Source organism: Stenotrophomonas sp. KH_029, assembly GCF_057839765.1.
In genome coordinates this window covers 2293281-2314555 of record NZ_CM174498.1, presented here as the reverse complement: position 1 = coordinate 2314555, position 21275 = coordinate 2293281, and the positions used below count along the sequence as shown (strand labels likewise).

Below are 21275 nucleotides of genomic sequence, written 5' to 3'. Positions count from 1 at the left end.
TGCCCGTGCGGTGCCAGGCGCGGCCGAGTCCATCGTCCGCGGGCTGAGCGAGGCCCAGGCGGGCCTGTGGTATGCCCAGCGGTTGGCGCCGGACAACCCCGCGTTCAACACCGCCCACGCCGTCTGGATCGAGGGTGCGCTGGATGTCGCTGCCTTCGCGCATGCCGCCGATCAGGCCGCGCAGGAAGCGGAGGCGCTGGCCCTGCGCATCGTCGAGGACGCGCAGGGCGTGCCCGGGCAATGGGTCGACCGGCAGCACACGCCGACGTTGCAGGTGCTGGATCTGTCCGATCTCCCGGACCCGGCGGCGGCCGCGCGTGAGGCCATGCAGCGCGACCGGCTCAGCCCGGTCGATCCCGCCCGCGATCGCCTCAGTCAACAGCGCCTGTTCCTGCTCGGTCCGGCGCGCAGCGTCTGGTACCTGCGCGTGCACCACCTGGCCACCGATGGCTACGGCATGGGGCTGCTTACCGAGCGCGTCTGCGCGCTGTATGCGGGTAGTCCGCAGCAGGCGGCGGTGGCACCGTTGCTGCCCGTGCTTGAGGAAGACACCCGGTACCGTGACAGCGAGCGCCGCACGCGTGATGCCGCTTACTGGCGCGATGCCATGGCCGACGCGCCGGCTGCTACCGGGCTGCAGGTGGGCGTGGCGCCCGCCGCGCCGGATGCGCTGCGCCACGTGCAGCCGACCGACCCGGCCCTGCGCGAGCGCCTGCACACCGCCGCCACCGCGATCGGCCAGCCCTGGCCGGACCTGCTGACCGCGCTCGGCGCGGAGTACTGCCGCCGGATCAGCGGCGCCGCCGAGGCGGTGATCGGCGTGCCCTACATGGGCCGCCTCGGCAGCGTCTCCGCCCGCGTCCCGGCGATGGTGATGAACGTCCTGCCACTGCGGGTGGCGGCCACGCAGGGCAGCGTGGATGACTATGTACGTGATATCGCGCTGCGCCTGGTGCGCGGCCGGCGCCACGGGCGCTACCGCGGCGAGCAGCTGCGGCGCGACCTCGGCCTGATCGGCGGCCAGCGCCGCCTGCATGGCCCGCTGGTCAATGTGCAGCCGTTCTATCGGCCGTTGCAGCTGGCCGGCGTGACTGTGACGCTCGAGGTCCTGTCCACCGGCCCGGTCGACGACGTGACGCTCGGCTTCCGTGGCGACGGCACGGCCGTGCTCGATCTGGAGATCGAGGCCAATCCCACCCTGTATACCCCCGAGCAGGTGCAGGCCCACGCCGCGCGCCTGCTGCATTTCGTGTCGGCTGCGCTGGAGGCGCAGGCCACCGGTGGCGGGATCGCCTCGGTACCGCTGTGCACGCCCGCCGAAGCGCAGCGCTATCTCTACGACATCAACGCCACGGCCCATCCGGTGCCCGAGGTCACCTTGGCCACGCTGATCGCCGCGCAGATGGCGGCGACGCCGACGGCCACCGCGGTGGTGTTCGGCGTGCAGCAGCTGACCTACGCCGAGCTGGAGCAGCGCAGCCATGCGCTGGCCCTGCAGCTGCAGGCGCAGGGCGTGGGCCGCGAGGCGAGGGTGGTGGTGGCGCTGCCACGCTCGCTGGAGCTGATCATCGCCCTGGTCGCGGTGCTGCGCGTCGGCGGCGCCTACCTGCCGGTGGACCTGGCCCATCCGGACGAGCGCCTGGCCCGGATCCTGCGCTCGGCGCAGCCGGTCTGCGTGCTGGCACTGGCGCAGGATCGCGCGCGGTTCCCGGGCATGCCCGTGCTGGACCCGGCGCAGTGGCAGCGTCACGACGACGGCACCCTGACCACCGTGCCGCAGCCGGACGATGCGGCCTACGTCATCTATACCTCCGGCTCCACCGGCGAGCCCAAGGGCGTGCTGATCGAGCACAGCGCCATCGTCAATCGGCTGGCGTGGATGCGCGAGCACTACGCCATCCAGCCGGACGACCGCATCCTGCAGAAGACCCCGGCCACTTTCGATGTCTCGGTGTGGGAGTTCTTCCTGCCGCTGATCAGCGGTGCCACCCTGGTGGTCGCCCCGCCCGAGGCGCATCGTGATCCGCTGGCGCTGGCCGCGTTGATCGGCGAGCACGCAATCACCACCCTGCATTTCGTGCCGTCGATGCTGGCCGCGTTCCTGGCGGCCCCGGCCGCGCGCGGGCTGCGGCTGCGCCGCGTGTTCACCAGTGGTGAGGCATTGGATGCCACGCTGCGCGACCGCTTCCATGCCACCGTGCAGGCCGAGCTGCACAATTTGTATGGCCCCACCGAAGCTGCCGTCGATGTCAGCTTCTGGCCGGCCGGCCAGGACGACGCCAGCGCGCCGGTGCCGATCGGCTACCCGGTATGGAACACCCGCCTGTACGTGCTCGACGACCGCATGCAGCCGCTGCCGCCCGGTGTCGCCGGCGATCTGTACCTGGGCGGGGTGCAACTGGCACGCGGCTACCTGGGCCGCGACGATCTCACCGCCGAGCGTTTCCTGGCCGATCCCTTCGTTGCCGGCGGCCGGCTGTATCGCACCGGCGACGTGGCGCGCTGGCGCGAGGATGGGGCGGTGGAATATCTCGGCCGCAACGATCACCAGATCAAGCTGCGCGGCCTGCGCATCGAGCTCGGCGAAATCGACGCCGCGCTGCGCTCGGCACCGGGCGTGACCCGTGCCGAGGTACTGCTGCGCGAAGACCGCCCCGGCGAGCCGCGGCTGGTGGCCTACTTCGACGCAGGCGGCCCGGACCTGGAGACGCTGCGGCGTCATCTGGCCGGCCGCCTGCCGGATTACATGGTGCCCGGCGCCTTCGTGGAACTGGAACAGTGGCCGGTCACCGCCAACGGCAAACTGGATCGCACTGCGTTGCCGGCACCGGCACCGGCGCAGGCGCCCAGTCCCGGCGTGGCACCGCGCAGCGCGACCGAGCAGGCGCTGGCCGCGCTGTTCGCGCAGACGCTGGCACTGGACACCGCAGTCAGCGTCGACGCCGATTTCTTCGCGCTGGGCGGCGACTCGCTCAGCGCCGTGCACCTGCTGCTGGCGATCCAGCAGCGGTGGCGTTGCGACCTGGGTCTTGGCGCGGTGTTCGCCGCACCGACAGTCGCCGCACTGGCTGCCCGCATCGACGCACCGCCGGCCGCCACCGATCACGGCCTGGCGCCGATGATCCGGCTGGCCAAGGGGGACGCGGCGCTCGCCCCGCTATATGTGATCCATCCCGCCGGCGGCATCGCCTGGAATTACCGCGACCTGGCCCGCGCCCTGTCGCCCGCGCGCGAGGTGCAGGGCCTGCAGTCGCCGGTGCTCGATCCCATCCGGCCGCTGCCCACCAGCATCGAAGCGCTGGCGGCCGACTACGCCGAGCGCATCCTGGCATTGGGCCGGCCCGGCCCGGTGCATCTGCTCGGCTGGTCGGTCGGCGGCATCCTCGCCCAGGCCATGGCGGTGCATTTGCGCGGGCGCGGCCATGAAGTCGGCGTGCTGGCGCTGCTCGATGCCTATCCCAGCGAGTGCTGGCGGGCCGAGCCCGAACCGAACCCGATCGCCGCGCTGCGCGCCCTGCTCGCCATCGCCGGGCACGACCCGGACGCCCATCCCGAACTGGACAGCCGCGCGCGCATCCTGGCCTTCCTGCGACGCGGCGACAGCGCACTGGGCAACCTGCCCGATGTGGTGCTCGATGGCGTGGTGCGTGCGGTCACCGGCACCAACCGGCTGATCCGCGCCCATCACCACACGCACTACGACGGCCCGCTGCTGCACGTGCGCGCAGGCCGCGACCACGCCGCCCGCCCGCAACTGCAGTCCGCCTTGTGGCAGGCCCATGCCGCACGCGTGGAGGCGATCGAACTTCCCTACCTGCACGCCGAACTCACCGGCCGCGACGCCGTGGCGCAGATCGCGCCCTGGCTCGACGCGCACCTTCTGCGGCACGACGTACACAGGACACCGGCATGAAACTCACTGGATTCGACGGCACCATCGCCCTGGTCACCGGCGCGGGCGGCGGCATTGGCGCGGCGCTGGTCGAGCAGCTGCACGCGAGCGGCTGCATCGTGGTCGCGACCGACGTGGTCGCGCCCGTGCCCGTGCCCGTGGCCGGGGCAGGGCGGTCGGCCGTCCACGCCAGAGCCCTGGACGTGACCGACCCGGCCGCGGTGGATGCACTGGTGGCCGAGGTGGAGACCCAGATCGGCCCGATCGGGTTTGGCATCAACGTCGCCGGCGTGCTGCAGACCGGCACTGTCGCCGATACCGACGACGCGCAATGGCGCCGGGTATTCGCGGTCAACGCCGACGGCGTCTTCCACGTCTCCCGCGCACTGGCGCGGGTGATGTCGCCGCGCCGCAAGGGCGCGATCGTGACGGTCAGCTCCAACGCCGCAGGCGTCCCGCGCCACGGCATGGCCGCCTACGCCGCCTCCAAGGCCGCCGCCACCATGTTCACCCGCTGCCTGGGGTTGGAACTGGCCCCGCACGGCATCCGCTGCAACATCGTCGCGCCCGGCTCCACGCTCACCCCCATGCAGACCGGCATGTGGGCCGACGGGCAGGGTGCCCAGCGCGTGATCCAGGGAAATCCTGAAACGTACAAGACCGGCATACCGTTGCAGAAACTGGCCAGCCCGGCGGACATCGCCAATGCCGTGATGTTCCTGCTCTCCGACCAGGCCGGGCATATCGCCATGAGCGATCTGTATGTGGATGGGGGGGCGACGTTGCGCGGCTGAGCCGCAGTAGTCGCACACCATGCCCGGCACGCGATGGCGATGCCGGGCACGCCGTCCTGCTTCAGCCTCCGCTTTCCATCATCCAACGCAGCGCCGCGGGCAGCGAGCGCTGCCAATCGTCGGGGAATTCATGTTCCCCGTCATGCACGCGGGACTGTACTTCGTTGCCACTGCTGAACAGGGTGCGGAACGCCTCGGCCCGCTGCAGGTTGCCGGGCCCTTCCTGTTCGCCATTGATCACCACCACGCGCTTGCCACGTGCCTTGCTCGTCGTCGGGTTGGGCTGCCTGCCGCCGGGCGACATCAGCAATGCGCCGGCATAGGCGTCCGGATGCTGCGCCAGCAATGCGCCGCCGTGCAGGGCGCCCTGTGAGAACCCCATCAGGTAGATACGCTTGCGGTCGATGCACTCCTTCTTTGCGAGCGCATCCAGCTGCTTCTGCACCGCGACGTGCGTATGTTCGAATCCGTTCGAGGACCAGCGGAAGCTGGTGTGGGAATCCAGCATCTCCGTGCCGTTGATCCCCAGCAGGATCGCGCCCGCATCGGCAAGCGGCTGAAACCCTTCGTGCATGAAGCCATTGATGCCATAACCATGCAGCCAGACCACTACAGGGCGGCACGCTGCCGGTGGGGCACCTACGCCAGGCAGCAGCACGCCACCGGTCGCGCCCACCAGATCGGGTGAGATCGCATCGTAGGTTCGCTGGGCATTGGCGAGTGCGGCCAGGTAGGTCGGCGTCTGCCGCAGGTCCTCGAAGTCCGGGTTCTCGGTCAGTTGGAGCGGGAACAGCACGCTCTTTTCGTCAGCGATCTCCAGGTAAACCAGTGCGGCGTCGTCGTCGCCACGGCGGGCCAGCAGGGAGGCCGCTTTGTACGAGGCCAGGGAATCCGGGCGCTCGCGTGACGCGGCGATATAGAGGGCCAGGGCTTGGAGGAGGTTGGTGTCCTCGAGTGTTTCGGCGCGCTCCATCAGTTCGGCAGGGCCTTCGGCCTGGATCAGTGCGTTGATCACGGGGCCCAGCGCATTGAATTCTGCGCGATCGGGGTTCGGGGTGTCGGCCGCGTGCAGCGGCAGGGCACAAAGGGCCAGGCTCAGCGTCAGGGCCAAGCGGGTCATGGTTCTCAAAGGATGTCCTGCAATGTCATGAAGTCGCGCGCGGCATGGCCGCGCGCATTGAGTAGGTGCTTCGTTTACGAGGTTCCGGTCGGCGACAAGGGGGAGTCGTCGCCGTGGTGCGCAATTTTACCAGCTCGCGCGCAACCCGATCTGCCCAGCCACATCGCGATACCCACCCTGGCCCTTCTGCACGCCCATATCGCCCCACGCGATCCAGCGCTGGCCAAGCTGCAGCGAAGCACCGGCTTTGGCCTCGTAACGATCCTTGGGCAGTCCGCCTGCCAGACGATCACCATCGAAGCGCAGGCTGTTGTCGTCCGCGCCATGAATCCAGTTCACCGCCACGAACGGCTGCACGCGGCTGCCGACGCTGCTGTTCGCGTGCCCGAACAGGCGCACACCCACCCGACTGGTCAGGCCGCCGGCATCGCTGCCGTCGATCACCGTACCGTTGGTTTCGGTGTGGTTGTCCGCACTGAAATCGGTATAGCTCAGCTGCAGCTGTGGCTCGAGGAACATCGCGGTGCTGGCGCTGTCCAACACCTTGAAGCTGTAACCCGCCTCGACCGAAGCCGTCTTGGCATCGCTGTCGTAACGCTCCTTGGCCAGCGCATCGCCCTGCACGGTGTTCTTGAACTGCGCGTACTGCGCCCACGCGTCCACATACAGGCCGGTGGTCTGCGCCGGATCCTGCAGCCAGCTGGCATACATGCCCACCGCCTGACCCTCGACCTTGCCCTTGGCCGAATAGCCGGTCTCGCGCGAGGTCACGGTGTTGTTGGCACGGCCGCCGCCCAGCATCACGCCGAACTGGCCGCGGCTGTCGGCGCCCCAGCTGAGCAGATTGGTGCCGACCTGCAGCACCGAGGTGTCGCCGTTGACGCTGAGCTGGTCGGCGATCACGCCGTAGTCGGCCTGGTTGCGGCTGACCCGGGCCCAGGCGCCGCGCTCGGACGACCCACGCGCGGTGCCACCGGTGCGGTCCTGCAGGCGCAGGCCGAACATCTGCGTGGCTGCGGCCTGGTTGGCCAGGTACGCACCGGGCTCCGGGCGCAGCACCGGCTCTGGCGGAACCACGATCGGCGTGCAACCCGGCAGGGTCGGGTCGGCCAGGCAAGGGTCCGGAGCGACCGGAAGCTCGGAACGCAGGTACCAGTTGCCATCGGCCGGGGCAGCAGCGGTGCCCCGATGCAGGAAGTACTCGTACTGCCCACCCACCGCACGGCCGGCGAGGGTGAACACGCCGTTGGAGGCGCCCGCCACCTGGATCAGCTGGATGCCGTTGACGGTCTGCGCGCCGGCGCCACCGACGTTGTTCACGGCCACGTTGGTCTGGCCGCTGGTGCTGCCGCCGATGATCAGTTTGTCGCTGGCCGAAGCGTCATCGCCCAGCACGGTGTTGAACAGCAACATGCCACCGGCGCCGACGTAGTCACCGCTCACGGTGAGTGTGTTGAACGCGGTGCCATCGCCCAGCGCGACGGTGCCGCCGTTGTTGAGGGTGAGCGTGCCCACGTCCGAGTCGCCGGTCAGCTGCCAGCGGCCGCCACCGGCCAGCGTGGCCGAGGTGACGTTGTTGAAGATGCCGGTGATGCTGGCGCCATTGCTTAGGTTGACGTTGGTGATGGACGCAGCGTCGTTGACGATGTTGCCGGTCAGCGTGCTGCTCTCCACGTTGAAGTTGGCGGTAGATCCGCCTTCCACTTCAAGAATATTGCCGTTGCCACCAACGAGGCGGGCACCATTTCGCGCAACAATCGTACTGTTCGTCATTTCGCCGTCAAAACGTACGGCGATGGCACTGCCGCTACCGCCTTCCACCAGCGCATTGTCGACGGTGAGGGTGCTGCCCGTCTGCGAGGGAACCCCTGCAGTAATCAAACTCATCACCACACCGTTGCGATCGCCACGGACTTCACTCTGGTCGGCGATGATGGCCGAACCAGCAAGCACGGCAATCCCAACGCCGCCTCCAGAAGCGCCCGTTGAGCCATCATCCGAGCCGGTCACCACGGTACGCACGAGGCCAACTGCACCACCACCGGCTATCGCTATGCCATAGCCCGGGCTGGTGACAGTACTGTCGGCAACGCTGACAGTGGTCGTCGGCTGCGACCCCCCTTGCTGCGCGCCAGTAATGATGCCCGCAAACGATGCGGAGACGATGGTGGAATTGCGGATGTCGCCAGTTGCATTGACGAAGTGAACACCTCCCGAGGCACCGTTGACCGCCGCGCCGTTCAGGATGACCGTTCCTTCCGTGGCGTCAATCCCAAGTGTTTGGCCTCCCGGGGTAACGTTGAGCGTGCCGTTGGGGCTGACGTTCCACACCTCGGCCGCGTCCCCGGCGTTCACAGTGACCGTTGTTCCCCCGGGCACGGTTCCTGCGATAGCGGGAGCAGCGCACAGTGCAAGACCAATGGCCACGCCCAAGCGGTTGAAGAGCAATCGACGGCGCGCGGCCGAAGAACACGATTCACTGAGACCGGTACGCATCGGGAAGACCTTTGTATTGAGGAGGGTTCGTATGTGCTGGCGCAATAACCTGCCCGCCATGCCAAGCGCCTGGGCGCCAGTGGACTCGCAAGATAGGGATGGCCTATCGCCACGGCTATGCAATTAATACGAATTGGGACGAACGCCCCAAAAACCCCCGCGAGTCCGTTAACAATCAGTTAGAAACGACAAAGGCGGTGAATCTTTCATCTTCCGGCCGTGAAACGAACGTGAACGAAACGAGGGGCGCTGCCCGCCGCTTCTTTCGCATCCGACGATGCGTCGGATCTACCGCGTCGCTACGCTGCGCGGGGCCTACGGCGCCAGCCGGTCGTACATGCGCACCAGGTCGACCAGGCTGCGGGCCTGCATCTTGCGCATCACCTGGGCGCGGCGCACCTTCACGGTGATCTCGCTGACGCCCAGGTCGGCGGCGATCTGCTTGTTGAGGCGGCCACGCACCACGCCGTCGACCACCTCGCGCTCGCCAGGGTTCAACAGCGCCCAGCGTTGCCGCAGTTCTTCCAGCGCATCGCCGTCGCGGCGGCGCTGGCGGTCGCGTTCGATGCCCAGGTGGATGGCGTCGAGCAGTTCCTGGTCGCGGAATGGCTTGGTCAGGAATTCGATCGCCCCGTCCTTCATCGCGCTCACCCCCATGGCGATGTCGCCATGGCCGGTGATGAACACCACCGGCAGGTGCAGGCCGTGGCTGGCCATCTGGCGGTGGAACTCCAGCCCGCTCTGGCCGGGCATGCGCACATCCAGCACCAGGCAGGCCGGCGCGTCATCGCGCGGGTGCTGCAGGAACGCGGCGGTGGAGGCGAACGCGCGCACCTGCAGGCCCATCGATGCCAGCAGGTCTTCCAGTGCAGCGCGCACCGAATGGTCATCGTCGACCACATACACCATCGGTGCCGGCTCGGCGGCGGGCGGGGCCGGCCTACGCATGGGCGCCGCCTGCGGCCACCGGCAGGGTGAACACGAAACAGGCGCCGCCACCGGCCGGGCGCTCGGCGCGGATCTGGCCGTCGTTGGCGTCGATGATGCTGCGGCTCAGGCTGAGCCCCAGGCCCAGGCCGAGCGCCTTGGTGGTCCAGAACGCGTCGAACACCCGCTCCGGCGCTTCCAGCGGCAGGCCCACGCCGCGGTCGCGCACCCGCAACGACACCTGGTCGCGGCCTTCGCCGGCGGTGACCAGCGACAGCCGGCGCTGTGCGGCCGGCACCTCGGCCATCGCATCGACCGCATTGAGGATCAGGTTGCCGATCACCTGTTGCACCTGCACGCGGTCGGCGAACACCGGCGGCAGGTCGTCGGCCAGCACGGTGGCCACCACCACGCCATGCTGGTCCAGCTCGCTGCGCGACAGCGCCAGCATCTCTTCCACGGCCAGGTTGAGGTCGAAGCCCTGGCGCTGCGGCGCCGCGCCGCGGGTCAGCCCGCGGATGCGCGCGATCACGTCGCTGGCGCGGTGCGCATCGGCCAGGATCCGGGCCAGGGTCTGCCGCGCCTTGTCCACGTTCGGCGGCTGCTGCGCCAGCCAGCGTTGGCTGGCCTCGGCACTGCTGGCGATCGCCGCCAGCGGTTGGTTGACCTCATGGGCGATCGAGGTGGTCAGCTCGCCCACCGTGGAAGCGCGCGCCACCCGCAGCAGGCGCGCCTGGGCTTCGTGCACGGCGGCCTTGGCCGCTTCCATCTTCAGCGTCAGATAGGTGGTGATGCCGATCACCAGCATGCCGATCGCCGAATTGACCAGGCCGATGCGGTAGGTGCCAAAGCGGGTCAGGAAGAAGCTCAGCCCGGTCAGGACGATGCAGACCGCCGCCAACCCGATCAGGCCGCGCCGCGGCAGCAGCCGCGAGGCGGCCAGGATTACCGCGGCATAGAAGCAGGCCGCGGCCACCGCGTAATCGGTGACGGTGTCGGCGGCGAAGATCGCGGCCATCACCGCGCCCAGGGCGAGCAGGGCGAGCGGGCGGCGCGAGGGCAGTGCGGGCATCGGGACGGTTCTCCCTGTCACGTAACGGGCGCCCGGCAGGCGCGTGCGGGGATGGGCGCGGGCGAGCATAGCACCGCGCCGGTAGTGGCCCGGTGCTCAGTCTTCCAGGGTGGCATTCCAGAACCCCTGCAGCACGCCGGGCGTGCCCGACAACGTGGCCAGCACCGCGTCCAGCTCATCGGCATCCACCGATGTCGCGTACAGCACCGCCTCGATCTCGACGTCGCGTTCGCCGAACGGCCGCGGGTCCACCGCGCGCACCGGGTACTGCGCCTGTTCCAGCAGCACCAGCAGGCGGTCCAGCACCTGCGCCTGCTGCTCGCGCTGGCAGACCACGGTGACCGCATAGGTGGCCTCGCTGAAGGCTTCCTGCAGCGGCTGGCGCTGGATGCGGTTGACCACCGGCCGCAGCAGGGTGTTGGCGGCCAGCACGAACAGCGCGGCCAGCAGCGCCTCGGGCAGCAGCTTGATGCCGGCGCAGGCGCCCACCGCCGCCGATCCCCACAGGGTGGCAGCGGTATTGAGCCCGGACACCTGCGCACCGTCCTTCATGATCACCCCGGCGCCGAGAAAGCCGACCCCGGAGATCACATAGGCCACCACGTGCAGCGGCGAGGGCGGGCCGCCGTACAGATCGTGGAAGCGCACCGCCAGGTCGACGAACACCGCCGCGCCCACCGCCACCAGCGTATTGGTGCGCAGCCCGGCGGTGCGCTGGCGCAGCTGCCGTTCCAGCCCGATCGCCGAACCGAGCACGAACGCGGTGGTCAGGCTGATCAGCGTGCTGACCGTGGCGCCGGCGTTGAACGCGGGCAGATGGGGATTGAGGTCCATGTGGACTCCTGGGCAACGGGGCGGGCGCTTACTGCCAGCCGAAACGACGGATATAGAGCTTCTTCAGCAGCGTGGTGAGCACCGCATAGCCGAACAGGATGGCCACCAGGAACGGCCAGTAGCCGGGCGGCAGCGCCTGCAGCTTGAAGTAGCCGGCCAGCGGGCTCATCGGCAGCAGTACGCCGATGGCCATGATCAGCCCGGTCATCAGCAGCAGCGGCGGTGCGGCCAGGCTCTGCAGGAATGGCACCTTGGGGGTGCGGATCATGTGCACGATCAGGGTCTGGGTGAGCAGCCCCACCACGAACCAGCCCGACTGGAACAGGCCCTGGTCGGCCGGGGTGCGCGCGTCGAACACGTACCACATCAGCGCAAAGCAGCTCAGGTCGAAGATCGAACTGATCGGGCCGAAGAACAGCATGAACCTGCCGATGTCGGCCGGGTTCCACTGCAGCGGCTTGCGCACCAGTTCCTCATCGACGTTGTCGAAGGGGATGGCGATCTGCGAGATGTCGTACAGCAGGTTCTGCACCAGCAGCTGCAGCGGCAGCATCGGCAGGAACGGCAGGAACGCCGAGGCCACCAGCACCGAGAACACGTTGCCGAAGTTGGAACTGGCGGTCATGCGGATGTACTTGAGCATGTTGTTGAAGGTGCGCCGGCCCTGTACTACGCCTTCTTCGAGCACCATCAGGTTCTTTTCCAGCAGGATGATGTCGGCCGCTTCCTTGGCGATGTCCACCGCGCTGTCCACGCTGATGCCGATGTCGGCCGCGCGCAGCGCCGGGGCGTCGTTGATGCCGTCGCCGAGGAAGCCGACCACCTTGCCCTGCGCGCGCAGGGCGCGCACCAGCCGTTCCTTGTGCAGCGGCGTGAGCCGGGCGAACACGCGGTGGCGGGCCAGTGCCCGGGCGATGGCGGCATCGTCCATGCGCTCGATCTGCGGCCCGGTCAGGATCGTATCGGCCTGCAGCCCGACCTGGGCGCAGACCCGGGCGGTGACCAGCTCGTTGTCGCCGGTGAACACCTTCACTTCCACGCCGTGGGCGGCCAGTGCCTGCAGCGCCTGCGCGGCCGATTCCTTGGGCGGGTCGAGGAAGGCCACGTAGCCGACCAGGGTCAGCCCGTGCTCATCGGCCTGCGAATACACCGCCTGGCTGGCCGCGGTTTCCTTCATTGCCACGGCCACCACGCGCAGGCCTTCCTCGTTCAGTTCTTCGGTGGTCTGCCGTACCCGTGCCAGGCGCTGGGCATCCAGCGGCATGTCGCGGCCGTTCTCGCGCACGGTGCTGCACACCGCCAGCATCTCCTCCACCGCGCCCTTGCAGATCAGCTCGTGGTGGTCCTCGCATTCGGACACCACCACCGACATCCGCCGGCGCTGGAAATCGAACGGCACCTCGTCGACCCTGCGGTAATCCTGGGCCAGCCGCAGCTCGCTCTGCAGCTCCACGTGCTCCAGCACCGCGCGGTCGAGCAGGTTGGTCAGCCCGGTCTGGAAATGGCTGTTGAGGTAGGCGAACTTGAGCACGTCCTGCGAATCGTGGCCGAACACGTCGGTATGCCGTTCCAGCGCGATCCGGTCCTGGGTCAGGGTGCCGGTCTTGTCGGTGCACAGCACGTCCATCGCCCCGAAGTTCTGGATCGCATCCAGGCGCTTGACGATCACCTTGCGCCGCGACAGCTGCACCGCGCCCTTGGCCAGGGTGGAGGTGACGATCATCGGCAGCATTTCCGGGGTCAGCCCCACCGCCACCGACAAGGCGAACAGGAACGCCTCGCTCCAGTTGCCCTTGGTCAGCCCGTTGATCAGCAGCACGAACGGCACCATCACCAGCGCAAAGCGGATCAGCAGCCAGCTCACGCTGTTGACCCCGGCCTGGAAGGCGGTGGGGGTGGCCTCGGTGGCGCTGCTGCGCTGGGCGATGGTGCCGAAGTAGGTGCGGTTGCCGGTGGCCAGCACCAGCGCGGTGGCGGTGCCGGAGACCACATTGGTGCCCATGAACAGCAGGTTGGGCTGTTCCAGCAGCGCCGCCTGGGTGGCATCGCCATCGGCGAACTTCTCCACCGGCAGCGATTCGCCGGTCATCGCCGCCTGGGCCACGAACAGGTCCTTGGCGGTGAGCACGCGGCAGTCGGCCGGAATCATGTCGCCGGCCGACAGCACGATATGGTCGCCCGGCACCAGCTCGCGGATCGACAGTTCCTGCTGCCGTGCCGGTTGCCGGCTGTGCAGGTGCGCACCGAAGTACTGGTCGGCCAGTTCGGCCGCCTCGGTACCGCTGGCCCGGCGCAGCACCCGGGCGGTGTTGCCGACCAGCGCCTTGAGCCGTTCGGCGGCGCGGTTGGAACGGCCTTCCTGGATGAAGCGGATCAGGGTGGACAGCAGCACCATGGTGCCGATCACCACGGTCGCCTTGGCATCCTCGGTCAGCCAGGACACCACCGCCAGCACGGTCAGCAGCAGGTTGAACGGGTTGCGGTAGCACTGCCACAGATGGCGCCACCACGGCAGCGGCTTTTCGTGATCGACCTCGTTGGGGCCGAGCCGGGCCAGCCGTTCGGCCGCCTCGTGTTCACCGAGGCCGTCGGCGTGCGAGGTCAGCGTGGCCAGTGCCTGCTCGAGCGGGGCCTGGGCCAGGCCGACCAGGGCGGTGCTGAAGGCCGGCGGCGCGGCGGCCGCGCGGCCGACACCGGCCTCGGGCATGGCGCGGCGGCCGAACAGGTTGCCGGCACGGCGGCTGCGCAGGAAGGTGTCGAACCAGGCGTGGAGCAGGTTCATCGGGAACTCCTCATAGGGCGGATCCGGGCGGCGGCGGGCCGCCGGATCGGGCAGGGGAAGGCAGGTGCGGTCGCCGCGGCGCGGGCGTGCTCAGGCGTGCTGCAGGCGCGGCGGTACATGGGTCCAGACCTGTGCATGCAGGCGCTGGCTGCCGCCGATGCACAGCGGGCGCATCGCCGCGCGGGTGGCCGCGGGCAGGTGGCGCAGTACGTTGATGCGCTCGCTGATCGGCAGCAGCGACAGCGCATCGGCGATGACCCGCGCCGAGCCCAGGGCCAGGGCGCGGGCGAACAGGGGCGCGCCATGCTGCAACAGCAGGCTGCGCAGCGCGCCGGCGCGGCGTTCGACGATCAGCCGGCGCTGGGTGATGTAAAGGATTTTGTAGTGCATGGGGAAGCCTCCGGGCAGACAGCGCCGGCCGGCTTCATACGCTCAGGTGAGCGCAAGCCGCCGGCCGGACGCCGGGGAGTGATGGCAATGGGGGTGGATCAGGGGCGCGCAGCGCCCGGCAGGATCGGGATCCATGGGGTAGTCCGGTGGAAGGGGGAGGGGGGTGCGGTGCGCGTATCTGCACTGAGCCGATGCGCGTATTGTCCGCATCGGTGCTGCGGAAACCTAGGTGCCCGTGGGTTGGTTGGGATATACCTTGGTATAAGCGGGCCGCGGTTGCTTCGGCATTCGCTTTATTTGTAGTGCCGGCCGCTGGCCGGATGCTGTTGCTGTTGCTTTTCCGCTTCGCGGATGAGCTCAACGTCAAGAGCTTTCGTGCCCCTTCGGGGCGCGAGTTACCTTTCTTTGCTCGTGCAAAGAAACGTAACCCAAAGAAAGCACGCCCCGTCCGCGATCCGTCAGGCTACGCCTGCCGGTGCCCTGCGCTTCTCGCGTCGGCAAGGGACGGTGCGGAACTCGCTGCGCTCGCGCCCCCAGACCAGCGGGCGCCGGTTGTTCCAACGCGTCGCCACGCGCCCATGTGCTGCCGCACAGCCCTCAGCACGCTTCACGCTTGGCCCGCACCTCTTCGCCCGCGCCTCGGTAACAATGAATTCCCGTAATGAAGAACGCGTCGCCACGCGCCGGTTCCCGGACGAATGGGATTGCAATGCAGAGTCAGGCTTTACGTCTTGCTGGTGCTGGTGCTTGTGCGGGCGCGTCTGGGTTTGTTGTTGCGGGTGCGCGCTGCTTCCTTGCTGCCTGTCGCCGTGGTCGGCTGCAGGTGCTCCAGCCAGGCCAGGTTGTCCAGGTACATCAGGAAGTGCTGCAGATAGCCGGGAGCCAGTTCGCTCATCAGGGTCAGCGAGCGGTGCACCAGCACGGCCGAGTTCAGTGGGCCGCCATCGCCCGGGCCCTGCGCCAGCGACAGCCGTTGCTGGCTTTCGTTGCGCACCCGGGTCCACAGGTCGCGGAATTCGCTGACCGCCGGCAAGGCCGGGAAGGCCGCTGTTTCATCGTGGGCGATGGGGGCGGTTTGAATCGGCGCGGCACGCTCGCGTTGCGTCAGGGTGGCCAGCAGGCTGGCCAGCGGCGTGGCGTTGGGTGCGGCTGCCGCGGCGGGCGCGGCTGTCGTTGCGTCGGCCAGGCGCGCGGCATAGGCCTCGCGCAGGGCCGACAGGCGCGCCTCGAGGATTCCGCGCACCGCACCGGTGTGCGCTTCGGCCCGGGCCTGCAGGGCTTCCAGCAAGGCAAAGCCGAGTGGGTCGTGGCGGTCGTGCTGTTGCGCGCGCCACAGGTCCAGCTGCGCCCGCAACGGCAGCGTGCGCGATTTACCGTGCATCGGCCGCGGCGCTGACTTTGGGGCGGGGAATGGGCGCCATCTCTACCCGCCGGTTGCGGGCGCGGCCGGCTTCCTCGGCGTTGGAATCCACCGGCTGCTCGGCGCCGAACGCGGCGGCGAACACCGCCGAGGCCGGCACGCCTTCGGCGACCAGCGCGCGGGTGACGGTCAATGCGCGTTCGGCCGACAGCGCCCAGTTGTCGGCGAACTGGCGGTTGCCTTCGCGTACCTGGCGGTCATCGGTGAAGCCGCTGACCATCAGGATTTCCTCGCGCGAGGACAGGTACTGGGTCAGCGGCCCGGCCAGGCTGTTGAGCAGCTCGCGGCCTTCGGGCTGCAGCTGGTCCGAGTTCAATGCAAACAGCACGCTGCCGCGGATGCCGATGCGGCCATCCACCAGCGTCACCCGCCCGGCTGCCAGCGGTACCGCCAGCGCCTGCTCCAGAGTCTGGCGGCGCCTGGCCTCGGCCTGGCGTTGCTGCACTTCATGGTCGAGCCGGGTGGACAGTTCCAGCTGCAGGGCGACCACCCCGACCAGGATCAGCACGAAGGCGCCGAGCAGCACCGACATCAGGTCGCCGAAGGCGGCCCAGATCGGCGCGCCCGATTCGGTCTCCAGCTCGATCTCCTCGCTCATACCGCTGCCGCCCCGGCCTTGCCGGCGCCACGGCGCGCGCTCAGCTGCTGCAGTTCCTCGATGATCTGCTGCTGCGACAGCACGCTCAGGTCGATCACCTCACGCGCCTGGGCCACGTAATAGGCCAGCTGCTCGTCGCTGCGTAGCAGCGAGGCATCCAGTGCGCCGCCGATCTGCTCCAGGCGTTCGCCCAGCCCGGCACTGGCGCTGCCGAACACCTGCATCGCACCGCCGAAGGCATCGGCCAGGCTGGCCACTTCCACCGCGCTGCCGGTGAGCTGGGCGGCTACCTCGCCGAGCTTGCCGGTCTCGCCGGCCAGGTGGTCGGTGAAGCGCGCGCCCACCCGCTCGAGCAGGTCGGCCGAGGTGGTGACCAGCGCATCGACTGCGCTGCGCTGTTCGGTGGAGGCGTGGTTGACCGCGTCCAGCAGGGTTTCCAGGGTGGCCAGCAGGCGGCTGCGTTCGTCCAGCATCGCGGTGTCGCGCACCATGCTGTCCGACAGCTTCTGGCGCAGCTCGGCCACCACCTCGGCCGCGGCCCTGGGCGCTTCGGAGGCCACCTGCACCAGCCGCGAAATCTCGGCGATGGTGTCGCTGGCATGGGCCTGGGTGTGTTCGGTGATCTGCCGGGCGGTGCTTGCCAGCGCGTCGCAGATGTCTTGCTGGCGGCGCGCGACCTGCTCGCCGGTCTGTGCCCACTGCTGGCCCAGATCGGCCGACAGCGTGCTGAAAGTATCGCTCCATGCGCTCAGGCGCTGGCCATCGCGCGCTTCCAGCGCGTCCTGCAGGGCCGCGTGCGACTGCTGCATCGCCTGCACCAGGGTGCCGGCATGGCTGTGGAAGCTGCCGGCGGCGGCCGACAGCGCCTGCTGGTTGCGTTCGGCATGGGCGTGGTTGGCTGCTTCCTGGCGTTCCAGCGCCTCGCGCCAGGCCGTGGCATGGCTGTCGGTGCTGGCCTCCAGCCGGCCCGACAGCACCTCCACCAGGGCGGTGGCGTGCTGGTCGTGGCGCTGCACAAACTGCTGCAGCGCACTGTCCAGCGCGCCGAGCAGGGCCGCGCTGGTCTGCTGCTGGGCCAGCTGGGCGCTGTTCCAGCGTTCGGCGCTGGCCTCCAGGCGCGTGCCCAGTACCTCGACCAGGCTGCCGGCCTGCTGCTGGTGCTGCGCGCTGAACTGCGCCAGCGTGCCCTGCAGTTCGCTGACCAGCGCCTGGTTGGTCTGTTGCTGCGCGGCCTGCGCGTTGTTCCAGCTGTCGGCGCTGGCGCCCAGCCGCTGCGATACCGCGTCCAGCAGGCCCAGCGCGTGCTGGTCGTGCTGGGCGGTGAACTGCGCCAGGGTGTCGCGCAGGTCGCCGGTGAGGGCCTGGTGGGTGTGCTGCTGGGCCTGCTGGGCTTCGCTCCAACGGTCGGCATTGGCGTCCAGCCGCGACGACAGCGCCTCCAGCAGACTCAGCGCACGTTGATCGTGCTGTTCGGCCAGCCGGTCCAGTGCGCCGCGCAGGGCCTCGGTCATGGCGGTGTGGCTGTGCTGCTGCGCGGCCAGTGCGGCGGTCCAGTGTTCGGCAGCGCTGCTGCGGCTGCTCTGGAAGCCGCTCTCCAGGCTGTCCAGCTGGCGCTGTACCGCTTCGCCCACGCTGCGCTGCAGGGTGCCGGTTTCAGCGGCGATGGCACGCAGGGTCTGCTGCATGATCGGCTGCAACGCCGCGCCGACGGCCTGCGCGCTGGCCGCCACGCTGGCACTGAGCGCCTGTTCGATCGCCGTGGCCAGCCGCGCATGCTCGGCGTCGGCCTTGGCGTGGAAGCTCTCCTGGCGTGCCAGCAACTGCGCATTGGCCTCCTGGCTGCGCTGTTCGATCGCGGCGGTCATCGCCTGCAGTTGCTCGACCAGGGCCGGCATCAACCCGGTCTGGGCCTGGGCCAGGCGCAGGGCTTCGCTGCGCTGCCAGGCCTGGGAATGATGGTGCAGCGGGCCGGCCAGCTGGGTATCCAGCTGCTGCACCACCTGCAGCCGTTCGCGCCGGCACAGCGCCGACAGCAGGCCGAGCATGGCCGAGGTGGCCACGCCGGCGATCGAGGTGCCGAACGCCACCGCCAACCCTTCCACCGGCGCGCCCAGCGAGCCGCGGATGGCCTGCAGGTCGGTGGCGCTTTCCAGCGCCAGCCCGGTGCCGCGCAGGGTGGCCATCATGCCCAGCAGCGTGCCGAGCATGCCCAGCAGTACCAGCAGCCCGACCAGATACGGGGTAAGCGCCGGTGCCGGCAGCGCGATGCGCTCGCCCTGCACGCGCAGCCGCACCGCGTTGCGCAGCCCGGCAGGTACGCGTTGCAGCCAGGGGCCCGGGTCGTCCTGCGCGGCGGCCATGTCGGCCAGCGCCAGGCCCAGCCCGGCCGTAGCCTGGCGATAACGGAACAACTCCACGCCACCGGCGGTGTAGCAGGCGGCGATCACCAGCGCCACCGCCAGGCCCACCGGATTGGTACCTACGTAGCCAGCGCCGATCCAGCACGCGGCGCACAGGCCTGCAAGGAAAACCGCGAAATACACACTAGTTCTGAACATGAGGTCCCAGTTATCGGGGGCGAAGCACTGCAAGCAGGCCTTCGATGGGGTGAAAACGAACATCCAGCTCGGCCAGCAGCACCTGCTGCATGTCGTGCTGGAAACGCAGCCGCCAGGCATCGCTGGCGGGGGCGGCCGGCGCCGGTTCGCCGTCGACGGCGGCCGGCAATGCCGCCGCGTGCAGGCGGGCGAAATGCTGGCCCAGCAGGGCCGGCACGCTGGCCAGCAGGGCCTGCTCGCGCGGGCTCAGGGTCTGCTCCATCACCGCGTCCACTTCGGCCAGCCGCGCCAGTTCCGGTGCGGCATGGCCGAGCATGTCGCGCAGCCGCCCACGCAGCCGGCCGGTGGCGGCCAGCATCGACCGTTGCAGGGTCAGCACCCGCTGCCGCAGCGGCGCGAAATCATCCGACGCGGTGGAAGCACTCAGCGGCGGCAATGGCTGGGCGATGGCGTCGACCAGGGCCGCGCGCACCCGCGCGACCTCGGCGGCGTCGGCTGTCTCGAACGGCGCCGCCTCGGCCACCGGGGGCGGCAGCCGGCCGTCCAGTGCCCGCGACAGCGCCACCGCCCGGTTCCAGTCCACCCATTGGCTCAGGCGATCGGACAAGTCCGGGCTGGAAGGCGGCACCTTGCCATCGGCAAACCCCGCCAACAGGCGGATGAAGGCCGGGGCGGGCAGGGGCGGGCGGTAGGACGTTTTCGCCATTGTTCCGGTTAAAACGCTGAATTTTACACCGGAATGACAGTCTGGCTGTCTGAACAAGCTTCCGAGCGGCCACGGCGACGGAGTGAAATCAAGCCATTGCGACGCACCGCACGGACGGCCCGGGGAGGGCGCATGGGACAATCCGGGCAGATGACCGCAGGGAGCGTGGCGCCATGATTGCAGGGAAAGCGAAGATGATCGTCGTCGGCGGGCTGCTGCTGGCCGCGCTGGGCACTGCCGGTGCCGAGCCTGCACCCGCCGCGCTGACGCTGGACCGGGCCAAGGCGGCGGTGGCTGCCAGCCTGGACCTGATTCCAGCCGACGACATCCAGTACGACTACCGCCCGCTGGTGGTCCGGCTGGCCGATATCGACGGTCGCGGCACCCGCGGCGTTGTCTACGTCTACACCGCCACCTTCAGTGGTGGCAGTTTCGAGCAGGCCAACGAGGTGGTGGTGATGAGCGCACTGGCACCCGGGGATGCCCGCGGCCAGGCGGCCTATCCGGGCACCTCGCGCCATGACGATGCGAACTATGCGGTGATCCGGCAGGTGGGTTACGCCGGTGATGCGGCCGAGCATATCCCGGGGCAGTTCAAGCGCCTTGAGGTCGTCGGCGGGAAGATCCAGGTCACCTTCGACAGCCAGCCCGGTTCGCCGCTGTGCCGTGCAGAAGATCGTGCGAGATCCGGCCACGAACCGTGCCCGGCACCGGGCCGGCATACCTGGACATGGCGTTGGAGCCCGGGAACGCTGACCCGCACCGACCCGCCGGGACCGGGCGCGCACTAACCTGCTGCACACAGGCGTATGCACCACGCTTACATCGCATTGCCTACGGTGGACACGGGTGCAGTACCGGCCCGTTCCCCCAAAGGAGTCCACCATGCAACAGCAGATCCCCGAAGGTACCCTGGTCATCGTGGCAGACGGCGGCTCGGCCCGCGTGTTCACCAACGTCGGCACGGGGCGCACGCTGCAGCTCAAGCAGCATGAGGAACTGCAGGTGCAGGACATCAGTGCGCAGGGCGTATCCGGGCAGGGGCCGTCCGGAGCGATGCCCAAGGACATGAGCGTGGCCCAGCTCAACGAAGCCACCTTCGCCAAGCAGCTGGCCGGGCAGTTGAACGAAGATGCGCTCAACAACCGCTACACCCACCTGGTGCTGATTGCCGACCCGCAGACGTTGGGCCGCATCCGCCCGCAGCTGCACAAGGAAGTACAGTCGCGGCTGATCCGCGAGCTGGCCAAGGACTTCACCAATGCGCCGCTGGAAGATGTGCAGCGCGCGTTGGAGTAACCCCCACCGGAGCAGCGCGCCATGGCCTATACGCCCGACTATGTAGACACCCCGCCCAGCCGTGCCGACCTGGACGCCGGCAGCGGCTGGCAGCTGCTGGAGTTCGGCGCGCCCTGGTGCCCGCACTGCAGCGCCGCGCAGCCGACGCTGCAGGCGCTGCTGTTGCAGCACGACATGCCGCACCTCAAGGTCGAAGACGGCAAGGGCCGGCTCCTGGGGCGCGCGTATCAAGTGAAGTTGTGGCCCACCGTGATCCTGCTGCACAACGGTGAAGAGCAGGGGCGCGTGGTGCGGCCGTTGGATCGCCATGATCTGGACAGTCTTGCAAGGCTGCTGGGGCCGCCATGACGCATTTGAGGGCGCGTACTGCTCCTGTCAGCGCTTGGC

16 protein-coding genes are annotated in these 21275 nt (G+C 69.1%); 5 read left to right on the top strand and 11 right to left on the bottom strand.

Annotation, left to right across the window (positions count from 1 at the left end; all coding sequences use genetic code 11):
* Positions 1 to 10: 10 nt before the first annotated feature.
* Together AC3ITM_RS10420 and AC3ITM_RS10415 are read left to right on the top strand one after the other, a co-directional pair.
* Positions 11 to 3913 carry an amino acid adenylation domain-containing protein gene (locus AC3ITM_RS10420; RefSeq protein WP_489270080.1) on the top strand — a complete coding sequence of 1301 codons (3903 nt, stop codon included), beginning with the start codon at positions 11 to 13 and terminating at the stop codon, positions 3911 to 3913.
* A complete protein-coding gene (locus AC3ITM_RS10415) occupies positions 3910 to 4686 on the top strand; it encodes a 2,3-dihydro-2,3-dihydroxybenzoate dehydrogenase (RefSeq protein WP_489264812.1) in 777 nt (258 codons plus the stop codon). The genes AC3ITM_RS10420 and AC3ITM_RS10415 overlap by 4 nt, the downstream gene beginning before the upstream one ends.
* 61 nt (positions 4687 to 4747) lie before the next feature.
* On the opposite strand, the gene AC3ITM_RS10410 is transcribed toward AC3ITM_RS10415, so the two are convergent.
* The 11 genes from AC3ITM_RS10410 to AC3ITM_RS10360 all read right to left on the bottom strand — a co-directional run bounded on the left by AC3ITM_RS10410 (position 4748) and on the right by AC3ITM_RS10360 (position 19589).
* Entirely contained in the window at positions 4748 to 5797 is a 1050-nt protein-coding gene (locus tag AC3ITM_RS10410; RefSeq protein ID WP_489264810.1) for an alpha/beta hydrolase, read from the bottom strand.
* A gap of 135 nt (positions 5798 to 5932) precedes the next feature.
* Positions 5933 to 8302 (bottom strand): autotransporter family protein, encoded by a 2370-nt coding sequence (locus AC3ITM_RS10405; protein WP_489264808.1) that lies wholly within the window; start codon positions 8300 to 8302, stop codon positions 5933 to 5935.
* A gap of 315 nt (positions 8303 to 8617) precedes the next feature.
* Positions 8618 to 9250: a response regulator transcription factor gene (locus AC3ITM_RS10400; protein ID WP_489264806.1), complete on the bottom strand. Its 633-nt coding sequence runs from the start codon at positions 9248 to 9250 to the stop codon at positions 8618 to 8620.
* Positions 9243 to 10301 (bottom strand): sensor histidine kinase, encoded by a 1059-nt coding sequence (locus tag AC3ITM_RS10395; protein ID WP_489264804.1) that lies wholly within the window; start codon positions 10299 to 10301, stop codon positions 9243 to 9245. The genes AC3ITM_RS10400 and AC3ITM_RS10395 overlap by 8 nt, the downstream gene beginning before the upstream one ends.
* A gap of 96 nt (positions 10302 to 10397) precedes the next feature.
* Positions 10398 to 11135 carry an MgtC/SapB family protein gene (locus AC3ITM_RS10390; protein ID WP_489264802.1) on the bottom strand — a complete coding sequence of 246 codons (738 nt, stop codon included), beginning with the start codon at positions 11133 to 11135 and terminating at the stop codon, positions 10398 to 10400.
* Positions 11136 to 11163: 28 nt separating this feature from the next.
* On the bottom strand, positions 11164 to 13917 hold the full coding sequence (gene mgtA / locus AC3ITM_RS10385; RefSeq protein WP_489264800.1) for a magnesium-translocating P-type ATPase: 2754 nt from the start codon (positions 13915 to 13917) through the stop codon (positions 11164 to 11166).
* A 90-nt stretch (positions 13918 to 14007) separates the two neighbouring features.
* The gene (locus tag AC3ITM_RS10380) at positions 14008 to 14307 is read right to left on the bottom strand and encodes a hypothetical protein (RefSeq protein WP_489264798.1); all 300 of its coding nucleotides are present in this window, start codon (positions 14305 to 14307) and stop codon (positions 14008 to 14010) included.
* Between the two features lie 724 nt (positions 14308 to 15031).
* Positions 15032 to 15688 carry a DUF2894 domain-containing protein gene (locus AC3ITM_RS10375; RefSeq protein ID WP_489264796.1) on the bottom strand — a complete coding sequence of 219 codons (657 nt, stop codon included), beginning with the start codon at positions 15686 to 15688 and terminating at the stop codon, positions 15032 to 15034.
* Positions 15678 to 16325, bottom strand: a complete 648-nt coding sequence (locus AC3ITM_RS10370) for an OmpA family protein (protein WP_489264794.1) — start codon at positions 16323 to 16325, stop codon at positions 15678 to 15680. The genes AC3ITM_RS10375 and AC3ITM_RS10370 overlap by 11 nt, the downstream gene beginning before the upstream one ends.
* A complete protein-coding gene (locus AC3ITM_RS10365; RefSeq protein ID WP_489264792.1) occupies positions 16322 to 18883 on the bottom strand; it encodes a DUF802 domain-containing protein in 2562 nt (853 codons plus the stop codon). Before AC3ITM_RS10365 ends, AC3ITM_RS10370 begins: the two co-directional genes overlap by 4 nt.
* Positions 18884 to 18893: 10 nt before the next feature.
* Positions 18894 to 19589, bottom strand: coding sequence for a DUF3348 domain-containing protein (locus AC3ITM_RS10360; protein WP_489264790.1), 696 nt, complete (start codon positions 19587 to 19589; stop codon positions 18894 to 18896).
* Between the two features lie 173 nt (positions 19590 to 19762).
* Between AC3ITM_RS10360 and AC3ITM_RS10355 the strand changes: the two genes are divergently transcribed.
* The 3 genes from AC3ITM_RS10355 (at position 19763) to AC3ITM_RS10345 (ending at position 21236) form a co-directional block, all read left to right on the top strand.
* Positions 19763 to 20380, top strand: a complete 618-nt coding sequence (locus AC3ITM_RS10355) for a hypothetical protein (protein WP_489264788.1) — start codon at positions 19763 to 19765, stop codon at positions 20378 to 20380.
* 94 nt (positions 20381 to 20474) lie between these two features.
* Positions 20475 to 20888, top strand: coding sequence for a host attachment family protein (locus tag AC3ITM_RS10350; RefSeq protein WP_489264787.1), 414 nt, complete (start codon positions 20475 to 20477; stop codon positions 20886 to 20888).
* Positions 20889 to 20909: 21 nt separating this feature from the next.
* Positions 20910 to 21236 carry a thioredoxin family protein gene (locus AC3ITM_RS10345; RefSeq protein WP_489264785.1) on the top strand — a complete coding sequence of 109 codons (327 nt, stop codon included), beginning with the start codon at positions 20910 to 20912 and terminating at the stop codon, positions 21234 to 21236.
* Positions 21237 to 21275 lie beyond the last annotated feature (39 nt).